Genomic DNA, 17,859 nt, shown 5'->3' with positions numbered 1-17,859 from the left:
TGGAGGAATTGAAGTGTTTCATCATATCAGCGTTATGTTAAACGAAACCATTGATTATTTAAATGTAAAAGAAAATGGTGTGTACATTGACTGTACGCTAGGTGGAGCGGGACATGCCCTTTATTTACTAAATCAATTAAATGACGACGGAAGATTAATAGCAATCGATCAAGACCAAACTGCAATTGATAATGCTAAAGAGGTATTAAAGGATCATTTGCATAAGGTGACTTTTGTTCATAGCAACTTCCGTGAATTAACTCAAATATTAAAAGACTTAAACATTGAAAAAGTAGATGGAATTTATTACGACTTGGGTGTTTCAAGCCCACAACTCGACATTCCAGAACGAGGATTCAGTTATCACCATGACGCAACATTAGACATGCGTATGGACCAAACACAAGAACTAACAGCATATGAAATTGTTAACAATTGGTCATATGAAGCGTTAGTGAAGATTTTTTATCGTTATGGCGAGGAGAAATTTTCAAAACAGATAGCTCGAAGAATCGAAGCACATTGTGAACAACAACCAATAACAACAACATTAGAATTAGTTGACATTATAAAAGAAGGTATTCCTGCAAAAGCAAGAAGAAAAGGCGGACATCCTGCAAAACGAGTATTTCAAGCACTACGAATTGCAGTAAACGATGAATTGTCAGCTTTTGAAGATTCAATAGAACAAGCGATTGAATTAGTGAAAGTAGACGGCAGGATTTCGGTAATCACTTTCCATTCTTTAGAAGATCGTTTATGTAAACAGGTGTTCCAAGAATATGAAAAAGGTCCAGAGGTACCAAGAGGATTGCCAGTTATACCAGAAGCATATACACCTAAGTTAAAGCGTGTTAATCGTAAACCGATTACCGCTACAGAAGAAGATTTAGATGACAATAACAGAGCACGAAGCGCGAAATTACGTGTAGCTGAAATACTTAAATAAGGAGCAATTTATAATGGCTGTAGAAAAAGTGTACCAACCATATGACGAACAAGTTTATAATAGTATACCGAAGCAACAACCACAAACTAAGCCCGAAAAGAAGACTGTTTCGAGAAAAGTGGTTGTACAATTAACTAAATTTGAAAAAGTTTTATACATAACTTTGATTACTGTAATTGCTATGTTAAGTATTTATATGCTATCTTTAAAAATGGATGCGTATGATACGCGAGGAAAGATTGCAGATTTAGATTATAAAATAGATAAACAATCAAGTGAAAACAGTGCTTTACAATCTGAAATCAAAAAGAATTCTTCTTATGAACGCATATACGAAAAGGCTAAGAAACAGGGGATGAGCCTTGAGAACGATAATGTAAAGGTAGTGCGTAGTAATGGCGAAGCAAAAAATTAAAATTAAAAAAAATAAAATAGGGGCAGTCCTACTTGTTGGTTTATTCGGACTGCTCTTTTTTATATTGGTTTTAAGAATTTCATATATCATGATTACTGGACATTCTAATGGTCAAGATTTAGTCATGAAGGCAAATGAAAAGTATTTAGTTAAGAATGCACAACAACCAGAACGAGGAAAGATATATGATCGTAATGGTAAAGTGCTAGCAGAAGATGTAGAAAGATATAAACTTGTTGCAGTAATAGATAAAAAGGCGAGTGCCAATTCTAAAAAACCTAGGCATGTAGTTGATAAAAAAGAGACTGCAAAGAAATTATCTACAGTCATTGATATGAAGCCAGAGGAAATTGAAAAGAGACTTAGTCAAAAGAAAGCTTTCCAAATTGAATTTGGACGCAAAGGAACAAATTTAACGTATCAGGACAAATTGAAAATAGAGAAAATGAATTTGCCTGGTATTTCTTTATTGCCTGAAACAGAACGCTTTTATCCAAATGGCAATTTTGCATCACACTTAATTGGTAGAGCTCAGAAAAATCCGGATACTGGTGAACTTAAAGGTGCACTTGGAGTTGAAAAGATTTTTGATAGTTATTTAAGTGGATCTAAAGGATCATTGAGATATATTCATGATATTTGGGGATATATCGCACCAAATACTAAAAAAGAGAAGCAGCCTAAACGTGGTGATGATGTCCATTTAACAATCGATTCAAATATTCAAGTATTTGTTGAAGAAGCTTTAGATGGCATGGTTGAAAGATACCAGCCGAAAGATTTATTTGCGGTTGTCATGGATGCCAAAACTGGAGAAATTTTAGCATACAGTCAGCGACCAACATTTAATCCTGAAACTGGTAAAGACTTTGGTAAAAAGTGGGCAAATGACCTTTATCAAAACACATACGAGCCTGGATCAACATTTAAATCATATGGGTTAGCAGCTGCTATTCAAGAAGGTGCTTTTGATCCTGATAAGAAATATAAATCTGGACATAGAGATATTATGGGTTCACGTATTTCAGACTGGAATAGAGTCGGTTGGGGTGAAATCCCAATGTCACTCGGATTTACTTATTCATCTAATACATTGATGATGCATTTACAAGATTTAGTTGGTGCAGACAAAATGAAATCTTGGTATGAACGATTTGGATTTGGAAAATCAACTAAAGGTATGTTTGATGGAGAAGCACCTGGTCAAATTGGATGGAGTAATGAGTTGCAACAAAAAACGTCATCATTTGGTCAATCGACAACAGTAACACCTGTTCAAATGTTACAGGCGCAATCAGCGTTCTTTAATGATGGTAATATGTTAAAACCATGGTTTGTGAATAGCGTTGAAAATCCTGTTAGTAAAAGACAATTTTATAAAGGTCAAAAACAAATCGCAGGCAAACCAATAACAAAAGATACTGCTGAAAAAGTTGAAAAGCAATTGGATTTAGTTGTGAATAGTAAGAAGAGTCACGCTGCAAACTATCGTATTGATGGTTATGAGGTCGAAGGTAAGACTGGTACAGCACAAGTCGCTGCACCTAATGGTGGTGGATACGTTAAAGGTCCAAACCCATATTTTGTAAGTTTTATGGGTGACGCACCGAAGAAAAATCCTAAAGTTATTGTATACGCTGGTATGAGCTTGGCACAAAAAAATGACCAAGAAGCTTATGAATTAGGTGTTAGTAAAGCGTTTAAACCAATAATGGAAAATACTTTGAAATATTTAAATGTAGGTAAATCAAAAGATGACACATCTAATGCAGAGTATAGTAAAGTGCCAGATGTTGAAGGTCAAGACAAACAAAAAGCTATTGATAATGTGAGTGCAAAATCATTAGAACCAGTTACTATCGGTTCTGGCACACAAATAAAAGCACAATCTATAAAAGCAGGGAATAAAGTCTTACCTCATAGTAAAGTACTGTTATTAACAGACGGAGACTTAACTATGCCTGACATGTCAGGATGGACGAAAGAAGATGTCATTGCTTTTGAAAACCTAACAAATATTAAAGTAAATTTAAAAGGTAGCGGTTTTGTGTCCCACCAATCAATTAGTAAGGGACAAAAACTTACTGAAAAAGATAAAATAGACGTAGAATTTTCATCAGAGAATGTAGACAGCAATTCGACGAATAATTCTGATTCAAATTCAGATGATAAGAAGAAATCTGACAGTAAAACTGACAAGGATAAGTCGGACTAACAAGAATGGCTACATTAAATAAGGGTGTATTGTCACTATTTGTTTTTACTAAAGTAATGCTGTGATAGAAAAAAACATCTTCATTTAATCTTTATAAATAAGTGTTGATAGAGAATTTTAAGGTAGACGAGGTCAGATTAACTTGTTTGTTATAGGCAAACTTTTTATACTGGCCTCTTATGCCGTAAAAAAGAAAAATTATAAATTTTGATTACAACTTTGTTTATTTAATTGAAAAATTGATAATATATTAGTGGTTAAAAAAGTCTGGATTAAGAAGAGGAGATAGTTATGATTTTTGTATATGCGTTATTAGCGCTAGTGATTACATTTGTTTTGGTACCTGTTTTAATACCTACATTAAAAAGGATGAAATTTGGTCAAAGTATTCGAGAAGAAGGTCCACAAAGCCATATGAAGAAGACTGGTACACCAACGATGGGTGGACTAACATTTCTATTAAGTATTGTGATAACGTCTTTGGTGGCTATTATATTTGTAGATCAAGCTAATCCAATCATACTGTTATTATTTGTGACGATTGGTTTTGGGTTAATTGGTTTTATAGATGATTATATTATTGTTGTTAAAAAGAATAACCAAGGTTTAACAAGTAAACAGAAGTTTTTGGCGCAAATTGGTATTGCGATTATTTTCTTTGTTTTAAGTAATGTGTTTCATTTGGTGAATTTTTCTACGAGCATACATATTCCATTTACGAATGTAGCAATCCCACTATCATTTGCATATGTTATTTTCATTGTTTTTTGGCAAGTAGGTTTTTCTAATGCGGTAAATTTAACAGATGGTTTAGATGGATTAGCAACTGGACTGTCAATTATCGGATTTACAATGTATGCCATCATGAGCTTTGTGTTAGGAGAAACGGCAATTGGTATTTTCTGTATCATTATGTTGTTTGCACTTTTAGGATTTTTACCATATAACATTAACCCTGCTAAAGTGTTTATGGGAGATACAGGTAGCTTAGCTTTAGGTGGTATATTTGCTACGATTTCAATCATGCTTAATCAGGAATTATCATTAATTTTTATAGGTTTAGTATTCGTAATTGAAACATTATCTGTTATGTTACAAGTCGCTAGCTTTAAATTGACTGGAAAGCGTATATTTAAAATGAGTCCGATTCATCATCATTTTGAATTGATAGGATGGAGCGAATGGAAAGTAGTTACAGTATTTTGGGCTGTTGGTCTGATTTCAGGTTTAATCGGTTTATGGATTGGAGTGCATTAAGATGCTTAATTATACAGGGTTAGAAAATAAAAATGTATTAGTCGTCGGTTTGGCAAAAAGTGGTTATGAAGCAGCTAAATTATTAAGTAAATTAGGTGCGAATGTGACTGTCAATGATGGGAAAGACTTATCGCAAGATGCTCATGCAAAAGATTTAGAATCTATGGGTATTTCTGTTGTAAGTGGAAGTCATCCATTAACATTGCTTGATAATAATCCAATAATTGTTAAAAATCCTGGAATACCTTATACAGTATCTATTATTGATGAAGCAGTGAAACGAGGTTTGAAAATTTTAACAGAAGTTGAGTTAAGTTATCTAATCTCTGAAGCACCAATCATAGCTGTAACGGGTACAAATGGTAAAACGACAGTTACTTCTCTAATTGGAGATATGTTTAAAAAAAGTCGCTTAACTGGAAGATTATCCGGCAATATTGGTTATGTTGCATCTAAAGTAGCACAAGAAGTAAAGCCTACAGATTATTTAGTTACAGAGTTGTCGTCATTCCAGTTACTTGGAATTGAAAAGTATAAACCACACATTGCTATAATTACTAACATTTATTCGGCGCATCTAGATTACCATGAAAATTTAGAAAACTATCAAAATGCTAAAAAGCAAATATATAAAAATCAAACGGAAGAAGATTATTTGATTTGTAATTATCATCAAAGACAAGTGATAGAGTCGGAAGAATTAAAAGCTAAGACATTGTATTTCTCAACTCAACAAGAAGTTGATGGTATTTATATTAAAGATGGTTTTATCGTTTATAAAGGTGTTCGTATTATTAACACTGAAGATCTAGTATTGCCTGGTGAACATAATTTAGAAAATATATTAGCAGCTGTGCTTGCTTGTATTTTAGCTGGTGTACCTATTAAAGCAATTATTGATAGTTTAACTACATTTTCAGGAATAGAGCATAGATTGCAATATGTTGGTACTAATAGAACTAATAAATATTATAATGATTCCAAAGCAACAAACACGCTAGCAACACAGTTTGCCTTAAATTCATTTAATCAACCAATCATTTGGTTATGTGGTGGTTTGGATCGAGGGAATGAATTTGACGAACTCATTCCTTATATGGAAAATGTTCGCGCGATGGTTGTATTCGGACAAACGAAAGCTAAGTTTGCTAAACTAGGTAATAGTCAAGGGAAATCGGTCATTGAAGCGAACAATGTCGAAGACGCTGTTGATAAAGTACAAGATATTATAGAACCAAATGATGTTGTATTATTGTCACCTGCTTGTGCGAGTTGGGATCAATATAGTACTTTTGAAGAGCGTGGAGAGAAATTTATTGAAAGATTCCGTGCCCATTTACCATCTTATTAAAGGGTGTGAGTATTGATGGATGATAAAACGAAGAACGATCAACAAGAATCAAATGAAGATAAAGATGAATTAGAATTATTTACGAGGAATACATCTAAGAAAAGACGGCAAAGAAAAAGGTCAAAGGCTACACATTTTTCTAATCAAAATAAAGATGATACATCTCAACAAGCTGATTTTGATGAAGAAATTTACTTGATAAATAAAGACTTCAAAAAAGAAGAAAGCAATGATGAAAATAATGGTTCTGCTTCTAGTCATGCGAATGATAATAATATCGATGATTCTACAGACTCTAATATTGAAAATGAGGATTATAGATATAATCAAGAAATTGACGACCAAAATGAATCGAATGGAATTGCAGTCGGCAACGAACAACCTCAATCAGCTCCTAAAGAACAAAATAGCGACTCGAATGATGAGGAAACAGTAACGAAAAAAGAACGAAAAAGTAAAGTAACACAATTAAAGCCATTAACACTTGAAGAAAAGCGGAAGTTAAGACGTAAGCGACAAAAACGAATCCAATACAGTGTTATTACAATATTAGTATTGTTGATTGCTGTTATATTAATTTACATGTTTTCACCACTTAGTAAAATTGCGCATGTAAATATAAATGGAAATAATCACGTTAGTACTTCAAAGATAAACAAAGTTTTAGGTGTTAAAAATGATTCGAGGATGTATACGTTTAGTAAAAAAAATGCTATTAATGATCTCGAAGAGGATCCATTAATCAAAAGTGTTGAGATACACAAGCAATTACCAAACACATTAAACGTAGATATCACAGAAAATGAAATTATTGCTTTAGTGAAATATAAAGGTAAATATTTACCTTTATTAGAAAATGGTAAATTGCTTAAAGGTTCAAATGATGTCAAAATTAATGATGCACCTGTCATGGATGGTTTCAAAGGTACAAAAGAAGATGATATGATTAAGGCGTTATCTGAAATGACACCTGAAGTTAGACGATATATTGCCGAAGTGACATACGCCCCAAGTAAAAACAAACAAAGCAGAATTGAATTGTTTACGACAGATGGACTTCAAGTAATCGGTGATATTTCGACGATATCTAAGAAAATGAAATATTATCCGCAGATGTCACAATCATTATCAAGGGATAGTTCGGGTAAACTAAAAACACGAGGCTATATTGATTTATCAGTCGGTGCTTCATTTATCCCATACCGTGGAAACACGTCTAGTCAATCAGAAAGCGATAAAAATGTGACTAAATCATCTCAAGAGGAAAATCAAGCAAAAGAAGAATTACAAAGCGTTTTAAACAAAATTAACAAACAATCAAGTAAGAATAATTAAAAAATTTTGATATTGTCTATGTTTATAGTTCACAAGCCATTCAACGTATTGTAAACTAAGGATAGTGTATTTTTTTAATAGTAATTTGTCAGGAGGTGCCTATCTATGGAAGAACATTACTACGTAAGTATTGATATTGGATCATCAAGCGTAAAAACAATAGTAGGCGAGAAATTTCACAATGGTATAAATGTGATAGGTACAGGACAAACCTACACGAGCGGTATAAAAAATGGTTTAATTGATGATTTTGATATTGCGCGACAAGCAATCAAAGACACAATTAAAAAGGCATCAATCGCTTCGGGTGTTGATATTAAAGAAGTTTTCCTGAAATTACCTATCATTGGAACGGAAGTTTATGATGAATCAAATGAAATCGACTTTTATGAGGATACAGAAATCAACGGTTCACATATCGAAAAAGTATTAGAAGGTATTAGAGAAAAAAATGATGTGCAAGAAACAGAAGTAATTAATGTGTTCCCGATTCGTTTTATAGTCGATAAAGAAAATGAGGTTTCAGACCCTAAAGAATTAATTGCCAGACATTCATTAAAGGTTGAAGCAGGCGTAATTGCTATTCAAAAATCGATTTTAATTAATATGATTAAATGCGTAGAAGCATGTGGTGTTGATGTATTAGATGTTTACTCTGATGCATATAACTATGGTTCAATCCTAACAGCTACTGAAAAAGAGTTAGGTGCATGTGTCATTGATATTGGTGAAGACGTTACGCAAGTTGCTTTTTATGAACGCGGTGAATTAGTAGATGCTGATTCTATCGAAATGGCAGGGCGTGATATTACAGACGATATTGCACAAGGATTAAACACTTCTTATGAAACTGCTGAAAAAGTTAAACACCAATATGGTCATGCATTCTATGATTCTGCTTCAGATCAAGATATCTTCACTGTTGAACAGGTTGATAGTGATGAAACAGTACAGTATACTCAAAAAGATTTGAGTGACTTTATTGAAGCGCGTGTAGAAGAAATATTCTTCGAAGTATTTGATGTTTTACAAGATTTAGGATTAACAAAAGTAAATGGTGGGTTTATTGTAACTGGTGGATCTGCAAACTTACTTGGCGTAAAAGAATTATTATCAGATATGGTAAGTGAAAAAGTTAGAATTCACACGCCATCACAAATGGGAATTAGAAAACCTGAATTTTCTTCAGCAATTTCTACAATTTCTAGTAGTATCGCTTTTGATGAGTTATTAGATTATGTTACAATTAATTATCATGATAATGAAGAAACTGAAGAAGATGTTATTGATGTGAAAGACAAAGATAACGAATCTAAATTAGGCGGATTTGATTGGTTTAAACGTAAAACAAACAAAAAAGATACTCATGAAAATGAAGTAGAGTCAACAGATGAAGAAATTTATCAATCAGAAGATAATCATCAGGAACATAAACAGAATCATGAACATGTTCAAGACAAAGATAAAGATAAAGAAGAAAGTAAATTCAAAAAACTAATGAAATCTCTATTTGAATGATTATTGGCCAATAAAACTAGGAGGAAATTTAAATGTTAGAATTTGAACAAGGATTTAATCATTTAGCGACTTTAAAGGTCATTGGTGTAGGTGGTGGCGGTAACAACGCCGTAAACCGAATGATTGACCACGGAATGAATAATGTTGAATTTATCGCTATCAACACAGACGGTCAAGCTTTAAACTTATCTAAAGCTGAATCTAAAATCCAAATCGGTGAAAAATTAACACGTGGTTTAGGAGCAGGAGCTAACCCTGAAATCGGTAAAAAAGCTGCAGAGGAATCTCGTGAACAAATTGAAGATGCAATCCAAGGTGCAGACATGGTATTTGTTACTTCTGGTATGGGTGGCGGAACTGGTACTGGTGCAGCACCAGTCGTTGCTAAAATTGCAAAAGAAATGGGCGCATTAACTGTTGGTGTTGTAACTCGTCCATTTAGTTTTGAAGGACGTAAACGTCAAACTCAAGCTGCTGCTGGAGTAGAAGCTATGAAAGCTGCAGTAGATACATTAATCGTTATACCAAATGACCGTTTATTAGATATCGTTGACAAATCTACGCCAATGATGGAAGCATTTAAAGAAGCTGATAACGTGTTACGCCAAGGTGTACAAGGTATCTCAGACTTAATCGCTGTTTCTGGTGAAGTAAACTTAGACTTTGCAGACGTTAAGACAATTATGTCTAACCAAGGTTCTGCATTAATGGGTATTGGTGTTTCTTCTGGTGAAAATAGAGCGGTAGAAGCTGCTAAAAAAGCAATCTCTTCTCCATTACTTGAAACATCTATCGTTGGTGCACAAGGTGTGCTTATGAATATTACTGGTGGCGAGTCATTGTCATTATTTGAAGCACAAGAGGCTGCTGATATTGTCCAAGATGCTGCAGATGAAGACGTTAATATGATTTTCGGTACAGTTATTAATCCTGAATTACAAGATGAGATTGTTGTAACAGTTATTGCAACTGGTTTTGATGACAAACCAACATCACATGGTCGTAAATCTGGTAGCACTGGATTCGGAACAAGCGTAAATACTTCTAGCAATGCAACTTCTAAAGATGAATCATTCACTTCAAATTCATCAAATGCACAAGCAACTGATAGTGTAAGTGAAAGAACGCATACAACTAAAGAAGATGATATTCCAAGCTTCATTAGAAATAGAGAAGAAAGACGTTCAAGAAGAACAAGACGTTAATCGGTTAATATATATACACAAATAATTCAACACAAATCATCAGATAACATATCTGATGATTTTTTTACTAATTTTTAGAACATGTAGAAGGACATTTAAGTTTTTCGAAGTCATTAAAAGTGTTTAAGTATCGTGTCAAAATTAAGTCAAAAATTATTTGCGCAACATTTTAACTTTAAACATAAATGTTATATTATATAATTATTAACTTTGTACAGTTAGACGAAGATAATTTAAATGAAATGATGGTGACGATCGAGTGAATGATAATTTTAAAAAGCAACCGCATCATTTAATATATGAAGAATTATTACAACAAGGTATTACTCTAGGTATTACAACTAGAGGAGATGGTTTAAGCGACTATCCTAAAAATGCTTTTAATATGGCGAGATATATTGATGATCGCCCATATAATATTACTCAACATCAATTGCAATTAGCTGAAGAAATTGCGTTTGATAGAAAAAATTGGGTGTTTCCCATCCAAACACATGAAAATAAAGTCGCTTGTATTACAAAGGATGATATAGGCACAAATATAGACACTTTAACTGATGCGCTTCATGGTATTGATGCGATGTACACATATGATAGTAATGTCTTATTAACGATGTGTTATGCAGACTGTGTACCAGTATATTTTTATAGTACAAAACATCATTTTATTGCATTGGCGCATGCAGGTTGGCGTGGTACCTATACTGAAATTGTAAAAGAAGTGCTAAAACATGTGAACTTTGATTTGAAAGACTTACATGTCGTTATTGGACCATCTACATCATCAAGTTATGAAATTAATGATGATATTAAAAATAAATTTGAAACATTGCCAATTGATAGTGCCAACTATATTGAAACTAGAGGACGAGATCGTCATGGTATTGATTTGAAAAAAGCCAATGCTGAATTATTAAATTATTATGGTGTTCCTAAAGAAAATATTTATACGACAGCGTATGCTACATCTGAACATTTAGAATTATTTTTCTCTTATCGATTAGAAAAAGGTCAAACAGGACGCATGTTAGCATTCATTGGTCAACAGTAAACAAGGAGGAGATATGTTTGCGTGTGAAAGATAATTTACAACAAATCTCAACACAAATTAATGACAAAAGTGAAAAAAATAATTTTTCAACAAAACCAAACGTGATTGCAGTTACAAAATATGTTACAATAGAGCGAGCTAAAGAAGCGTATGAGGCTGGAATAAGACATTTTGGTGAGAATAGATTGGAAGGCTTTTTTCAAAAGAAAGAAGCATTACCATCAGATGCGGTGATTCATTTTATAGGATCATTACAATCTCGAAAAGTTAAGGACGTTATAAACGACGTAGATTATTTCCATGCTTTAGATCGATTGAGCTTAGCCAAAGAAATTAACAAACGTGCAGAACATAAAATTAAATGTTTCTTGCAAGTGAACGTTTCGGGAGAAGCTTCTAAACATGGTATTGCTTTAGAAGATGTTGATCAGTTTATAGATGATCTTAAAAAATATGACAAAATCGAAATTGTAGGTTTAATGACGATGGCACCATTGACAGATGATGAAGCATATATTAGATCGTTATTTAAACAGTTACGTTTGAAAAAAGAAGAAATACAACGACTCAATTTAGAATATGCGCCTTGTGATGAATTATCAATGGGAATGAGTAATGACTATCTTATTGCAGTTGAAGAAGGTGCGACGTTTGTTAGAATTGGGACTAAACTTGTAGGAGAAGAGGAGTGAGCCACTTGGCTTTAAAAGATTTATTTAGTGGATTTTTTGTAATAGATGATGAAGAGGAAGTAGAAGTACCTGACAAACAACAACAGGTCAATGAAGCGCCAGCAAAAGAGCAGTCACAACAAACAACAAAACAAAACGCAATCAAATCAGTCCCTCAAAAATCTGCATCAAGATATACAACAACGTCAGAAGAAAGGAATAACCGTATGTCTAATTATTCAAAAAATAATTCACGTAATGTTGTAACTATGAACAATGCTACACCAAACAATGCATCACAAGAAAGTTCAAAAATGTGTTTATTCGAACCACGTGTTTTTTCAGATACACAAGATATTGCTGATGAGCTTAAAAACCGCCGTGCGACACTTGTCAATTTACAACGTATTGATAAAGTATCAGCGAAAAGAATTATTGATTTTTTAAGCGGTACTGTTTATGCAATCGGTGGAGATATCCAACGTGTAGGTACTGATATTTTCTTATGTACGCCTGATAATGTGGAAGTAGCTGGAAGCATTACAGACCATATTGAAAATATGGAACATTCATTCGACTAAGGAGTTAACATATGGATATAAATGTGCTAGCTACAATATTTAAATTTATCCTTTTTGTTGTTGAAATTTATTATTTCGGCATGATTATATATTTCTTTACATCTTGGGTACCAAGTATTAGAGAAACTAAGGTAGGTTATTTTTTAGCGAAAATATATGAACCTTTCTTACAACCATTTAGAAAAGTAATTCCACCTATTGGAATTATCGACATATCATCAATCGCTGCAATTATCGTTTTAGTATTATTCCAAAAAGGGTTACTCCAAATCTTTAATTGGATTTTAATTCAATTACAATAAATTAAGCGACATAACGAGGCAAGGGTACATGATACTTTAGCCTCGTTTTTGATATGTATTTTTCTGAATATAAGGGCAATAGATGGTATTTTATAATTTTTTTAAGGTAGTGATTAACATAGATATTTATCAACACTTTAGACAGGAAGAATACGAATTAATTGATCAGCTAACGGATAAATGTGATCAAGCGGAACAACATTATGCACCAGTATTAACGCATTTTTTAGATCCAAGAGGGCAATATATATTGGAAGTGATTTGTGGCAGTTATGAAGATTTAAACGTCTCTTTTTATGGCGGGCCTAATGCTGAAAGAAAAAGAGCAATCATTTCGCCGAACTATTATGAACCTAAAGAAAGTGACTTTGAATTAACTTTAATGGAAATAGAGTATCCTGAAAAATTCGTCACTTTAAAACATCAACATATTTTAGGGACATTAATGTCTTTAGGTATCGAACGCGAACAAGTTGGAGATATAATTGTGAATGAACGAATTCAATTTGTTTTGACAAGTAGATTGGAATCATTTATTATGTTAGAATTACAACGTATTAAAGGCGCATCAGTTAAACTTTATACTATTCCAGTAACAGATATGATACAATCTAATGAGAATTGGAAAAATGAAAGTGCAACAGTTAGTTCTTTAAGGTTAGATGTTGTTATTAAAGAAATGATACGTAAATCACGTACGATTGCGAAACAACTAATTGAAAAAAAACGTGTTAAAGTGAATCACACTATTGTTGATTCAGCAGATTTTCAATTACAAGCAAATGATTTAATATCCATCCAAGGTTTTGGTAGAGCACACATTACTGACTTAGGTGGTAAAACTAAAAAAGATAAAACGCACATTACCTATAGAACATTATTCAAATAGTAATGATTTAAGGAGGATAACAAATGGCTTTTACACCAAATGAAATTAAGAATAAAGAGTTTTCACGTGTAAAGAATGGTTTAGAACCTACTGAAGTTGCTAATTTTTTGGAGCAACTAAGCACTGAAATTGAACGTCTTAAAGAAGATAAAAAACAACTTGAAAAAGTAATCGAAGAGAGAGATACTAATATTAAGTCTTATCAAGACGTGCATCAATCTGTAAGTGATGCTTTGATACAAGCTCAAAAAGCTGGTGAAGAAACTAAGCAAGCTGCAGAAAAACAAGCTGAAGCGATTATAGCTAAGGCAGAAGCGCAAGCTAATCAAATGGTTGGTGACGCGGTAGAAAAAGCACGCCGTTTAGCATTCCAGACTGAAGATATGAAACGTCAATCAAAAGTATTTAGATCGCGTTTCCGTATGTTAGTTGAAGCGCAATTAGACTTATTAAAAAACGAAGATTGGGATTACTTGTTGAATTATGATTTAGACGCTGAACAAGTGACGCTTGAAAATATTCATCATTTGCATGAAAATGATTTAAAGCCAGATGAAGTTGCAGCAAATGCACAAAATAATGCATCAAATACACCAGACAATAATCAACAATCCAATGATTCAGAAACAACTAAGAAGTAAGAATTAAATAAAGACAGACGCGTAATATACATTTAACTTTTCACAGCGAATTAGGTAATGGTGAGAGCCTAGTAAAAGCATGTATGTTATATCACTGGCTTTTTAATATTTAAATAATGTAATGAGAGAACTCTAAGTTGAGTTAATAAGGGTGGTACCGCGAGCAATCGTCCCTTTTAATTTAACTTAGAGTTTTTTAAATTTTTAAGGAGTGAAAAAAATGGATTACAAAGAAACGTTATTAATGCCTAAAACAGATTTCCCAATGCGAGGTGGTTTACCAAACAAGGAACCGCAAATTCAAGAAAAATGGGATGCAGAAGATCAATACCATAAAGCGTTAGAAAAAAATAAAGGTAACGAAACATTCATTTTACATGATGGCCCACCATACGCGAATGGTAACTTACATATGGGACATGCCTTGAACAAAATTTTAAAAGACTTTATTGTACGTTATAAAACTATGCAAGGGTTCTATGCACCATACGTACCAGGTTGGGATACACATGGTTTACCAATTGAACAAGCATTAACGAAAAAAGGTGTTGACCGAAAGAAAATGTCAACAGCTGAATTCCGTGAGAAATGTAAAGAATTTGCTTTAGAACAAATTGAATTACAGAAAAAAGATTTTAGACGTTTAGGTGTTCGTGGTGACTTTAATGATCCATATATTACATTAAAACCTGAATACGAAGCTGCACAAATTCGTATTTTTGGAGAAATGGCAGATAAAGGTTTAATTTATAAAGGTAAAAAGCCAGTTTATTGGTCTCCTTCAAGTGAGTCTTCATTAGCAGAAGCAGAAATTGAATATCACGATAAACGTTCAGCATCAATTTACGTTGCATTTGACGTTAAAGATGACAAAGGTGTCGTTGATGCAGATGCTAAATTTATTATCTGGACAACAACGCCATGGACAATTCCATCAAATGTTGCGATTACCGTTCATCCTGAATTAAAATATGGTCAATACAATGTAAATGGCGAAAAATATATTATTGCAGAAGCCTTGTCTGACGCTGTAGCAGAAGCACTGGATTGGGATAAAGCATCAATCAAATTAGAAAAAGAATACACAGGTAAAGAATTAGAGTATGTTGTAGCACAACATCCATTCTTAGACAGAGAATCGTTAGTGATTAATGGTGATCATGTTACTACAGATGCTGGTACAGGTTGTGTACATACAGCACCAGGTCACGGGGAAGATGACTATATTGTTGGTCAAAAATATGAATTGCCAGTAATTAGTCCAATCGATGATAAAGGTGTATTTACTGAAGAAGGCGGCCAATTTGAAGGGATGTTCTATGATAAAGCTAATAAAGCCGTTACTGATTTATTAACAGAAAAAGGTGCACTATTAAAATTAGACTTTATTACACATAGCTATCCACACGACTGGAGAACAAAAAAACCTGTAATCTTCCGTGCTACACCACAATGGTTTGCCTCAATCAGTAAAGTAAGACAAGATATTTTAGATGCAATCGAAAATACAAACTTCAAAGTAAATTGGGGTAAAACACGTATTTACAATATGGTTCGTGACCGTGGCGAATGGGTTATTTCTCGTCAACGTGTGTGGGGTGTACCGTTACCAGTATTTTATGCTGAAAATGGCGAAATTATCATGACGAAAGAAACAGTGAATCATGTTGCTGATTTATTTGCAGAACACGGTTCAAATATTTGGTTTGAAAGAGAAGCGAAAGACTTACTACCAGAAGGATTTACACATCCAGGCAGCCCTAACGGTACATTTACTAAAGAAACAGACATTATGGACGTTTGGTTTGATTCTGGTTCATCACACCGTGGCGTGTTGGAAACAAGACCGGAATTAAGTTTCCCAGCGGATATGTATTTAGAAGGTAGTGACCAATATCGTGGTTGGTTCAACTCTTCTATCACAACTTCAGTTGCTACAAGAGGAGTATCACCTTATAAATTCTTACTTTCTCATGGTTTTGTTATGGACGGTGAAGGTAAGAAAATGAGTAAATCTTTAGGTAATGTGATTGTACCTGACCAAGTGGTTAAACAAAAAGGTGCTGATATTGCGAGACTTTGGGTAAGTAGTACGGACTATTTAGCTGATGTTAGAATTTCTGATGAAATTTTAAAACAAACATCTGATGTTTATCGTAAAATCAGAAATACATTAAGATTTATGTTAGGTAACATTAACGATTTCAATCCTGACACAGATAGCATTCCTGAATCAGAGTTATTAGAAGTGGATCGTTACTTGCTAAATCGTTTACGTGAATTTACTGCAAGTACGATTAACAACTATGAAAACTTTGACTACTTAAATATTTATCAAGAAGTTCAAAACTTTATCAATGTTGAGTTAAGTAATTTCTATTTGGATTACGGTAAAGATATTTTATATATTGAACAACGTGATTCTCATATCCGTCGTAGTATGCAAACAGTGTTATATCAAATTTTAGTTGATATGACGAAGTTGTTAGCACCAATCTTAGTGCATACAGCTGAAGAAGTTTGGTCTCATACACCACATGTTAAAGAAGAAAGTGTTCACTTAGCAGACATGCCTAAAGTTGTAGAAGTAGATCAAGCTTTATTGGATAAATGGCGTACATTTATGAATTTACGTGATGATGTGAACCGTGCATTAGAAACTGCTCGTAATGAAAAAGTTATTGGTAAATCATTAGAAGCTAAAGTTACGATTGCTAGTAACGATAAATTTAATGCATCTGAATTCTTAACTTCATTTGATGCATTACATCAATTATTTATCGTGTCACAAGTTAAAGTTGTAGATAAGTTAGATGATCAGGCAACAGCTTATGAACATGGTGATATTGTCATCGAACATGCAGATGGTGAAAAATGTGAAAGATGTTGGAACTATTCAGAGGATCTTGGTGCTGTTGATGAATTGACGCATCTATGTCCACGATGCCAACAAGTTGTAAAATCACTGGTATAATTGAAATTGTATAAAGTACTTATACAGATGATATAAATTAAAGCTCTCTTCATAATCATGTTGTAGTTTTTGTTGACATGATGAAGAGAGTTTTTTTGTGAATAAAAAAATGACCAAGTTACTGGTTATATGTGTTAAAAAATGTGTAATTTACTAAAATAAAAATTATTCAGGAATGGTACAAATTCTCTGAAGCTTATAAATGCGTTATAGTTGCTATTCTCAATTATGTTCGCGATAATTTTAAGTAAAAGTAAGCACAGATATTGAATTTGATAGGAGTTAATTGAATGTATCATAACAGTAACGCAAACTTTGTAAATGGTATCACTTTAAATGTGAGAGATAAGAATGAATTAAAGCCATTTTATGAGGACGTATTAGGATTAAATATTATAAATGAGACATTAACATCGATACAATATGAAGTAGGTCAAAATAATCATGTCATTACACTTGTTGAATTACAAAATGGACGTGAACCTTTAATGTCCGAAGCGGGACT

At 33.2% G+C, this 17,859-nt stretch carries 16 protein-coding genes; all 16 read left to right on the top strand.

The window, feature by feature from the left end; all coding sequences use genetic code 11:
* Positions 1-13 precede the first annotated feature (13 nt).
* Positions 14-949: a 16S rRNA (cytosine(1402)-N(4))-methyltransferase RsmH gene (gene rsmH, locus IDG60_RS12475; protein ID WP_000468381.1), complete on the top strand. Its 936-nt coding sequence runs from the start codon at positions 14-16 to the stop codon at positions 947-949.
* A 13-nt stretch (positions 950-962) separates the two neighbouring features.
* The gene (gene ftsL, locus IDG60_RS12470) at positions 963-1,364 is read left to right on the top strand and encodes a cell division protein FtsL (RefSeq protein WP_000257598.1); all 402 of its coding nucleotides are present in this window, start codon (positions 963-965) and stop codon (positions 1,362-1,364) included.
* Positions 1,345-3,579: a penicillin-binding protein gene (locus IDG60_RS12465; protein WP_001118652.1), complete on the top strand. Its 2,235-nt coding sequence runs from the start codon at positions 1,345-1,347 to the stop codon at positions 3,577-3,579. Before ftsL ends, IDG60_RS12465 begins: the two co-directional genes overlap by 20 nt.
* A 291-nt stretch (positions 3,580-3,870) precedes the next feature.
* Positions 3,871-4,836, top strand: coding sequence for a phospho-N-acetylmuramoyl-pentapeptide-transferase (gene mraY, locus IDG60_RS12460; protein ID WP_000578458.1), 966 nt, complete (start codon positions 3,871-3,873; stop codon positions 4,834-4,836).
* Between the two features lies 1 nt (position 4,837).
* Positions 4,838-6,187: a UDP-N-acetylmuramoyl-L-alanine--D-glutamate ligase gene (gene murD, locus IDG60_RS12455; RefSeq protein ID WP_000935991.1), complete on the top strand. Its 1,350-nt coding sequence runs from the start codon at positions 4,838-4,840 to the stop codon at positions 6,185-6,187.
* Positions 6,188-6,202: 15 nt separating this feature from the next.
* Positions 6,203-7,522, top strand: coding sequence for a cell division protein FtsQ/DivIB (locus tag IDG60_RS12450; RefSeq protein WP_000342182.1), 1,320 nt, complete (start codon positions 6,203-6,205; stop codon positions 7,520-7,522).
* Between the two features lie 105 nt (positions 7,523-7,627).
* Entirely contained in the window at positions 7,628-9,040 is a 1,413-nt protein-coding gene (gene ftsA / locus IDG60_RS12445; protein WP_000391031.1) for a cell division protein FtsA, read from the top strand.
* A 32-nt stretch (positions 9,041-9,072) separates the two neighbouring features.
* On the top strand, positions 9,073-10,245 hold the full coding sequence (ftsZ, locus tag IDG60_RS12440; protein ID WP_000888997.1) for a cell division protein FtsZ: 1,173 nt from the start codon (positions 9,073-9,075) through the stop codon (positions 10,243-10,245).
* Positions 10,246-10,504: 259 nt separating this feature from the next.
* A complete protein-coding gene (gene pgeF / locus IDG60_RS12435; protein ID WP_000999342.1) occupies positions 10,505-11,296 on the top strand; it encodes a peptidoglycan editing factor PgeF in 792 nt (263 codons plus the stop codon).
* Between the two features lie 23 nt (positions 11,297-11,319).
* Positions 11,320-11,988, top strand: coding sequence for a YggS family pyridoxal phosphate-dependent enzyme (locus tag IDG60_RS12430; RefSeq protein WP_001548498.1), 669 nt, complete (start codon positions 11,320-11,322; stop codon positions 11,986-11,988).
* Complete coding sequence (locus IDG60_RS12425; RefSeq protein WP_000018608.1) at positions 11,985-12,548, top strand: cell division protein SepF; 564 nt, start codon at positions 11,985-11,987, stop codon at positions 12,546-12,548. The genes IDG60_RS12430 and IDG60_RS12425 overlap by 4 nt, the downstream gene beginning before the upstream one ends.
* Positions 12,549-12,559: 11 nt before the next feature.
* Positions 12,560-12,850: a YggT family protein gene (locus IDG60_RS12420; RefSeq protein WP_000354114.1), complete on the top strand. Its 291-nt coding sequence runs from the start codon at positions 12,560-12,562 to the stop codon at positions 12,848-12,850.
* Positions 12,851-12,959: 109 nt separating this feature from the next.
* The gene (locus IDG60_RS12415) at positions 12,960-13,739 is read left to right on the top strand and encodes a YlmH family RNA-binding protein (protein WP_000607104.1); all 780 of its coding nucleotides are present in this window, start codon (positions 12,960-12,962) and stop codon (positions 13,737-13,739) included.
* Positions 13,740-13,762: 23 nt separating this feature from the next.
* Complete coding sequence (locus IDG60_RS12410; RefSeq protein ID WP_000896114.1) at positions 13,763-14,380, top strand: DivIVA domain-containing protein; 618 nt, start codon at positions 13,763-13,765, stop codon at positions 14,378-14,380.
* Positions 14,381-14,600: 220 nt separating this feature from the next.
* Complete coding sequence (gene ileS / locus IDG60_RS12405; RefSeq protein WP_000384691.1) at positions 14,601-17,354, top strand: isoleucine--tRNA ligase; 2,754 nt, start codon at positions 14,601-14,603, stop codon at positions 17,352-17,354.
* 290 nt (positions 17,355-17,644) lie between these two features.
* The coding region (locus tag IDG60_RS12400) for a VOC family protein (protein WP_206160753.1) at positions 17,645-17,859 on the top strand (215 nt) is incomplete at its 3' end.

This window comes from Staphylococcus sp. EG-SA-2 (assembly GCF_017152085.1).
This window is presented reverse-complemented; position numbering and strand designations above follow the sequence as displayed.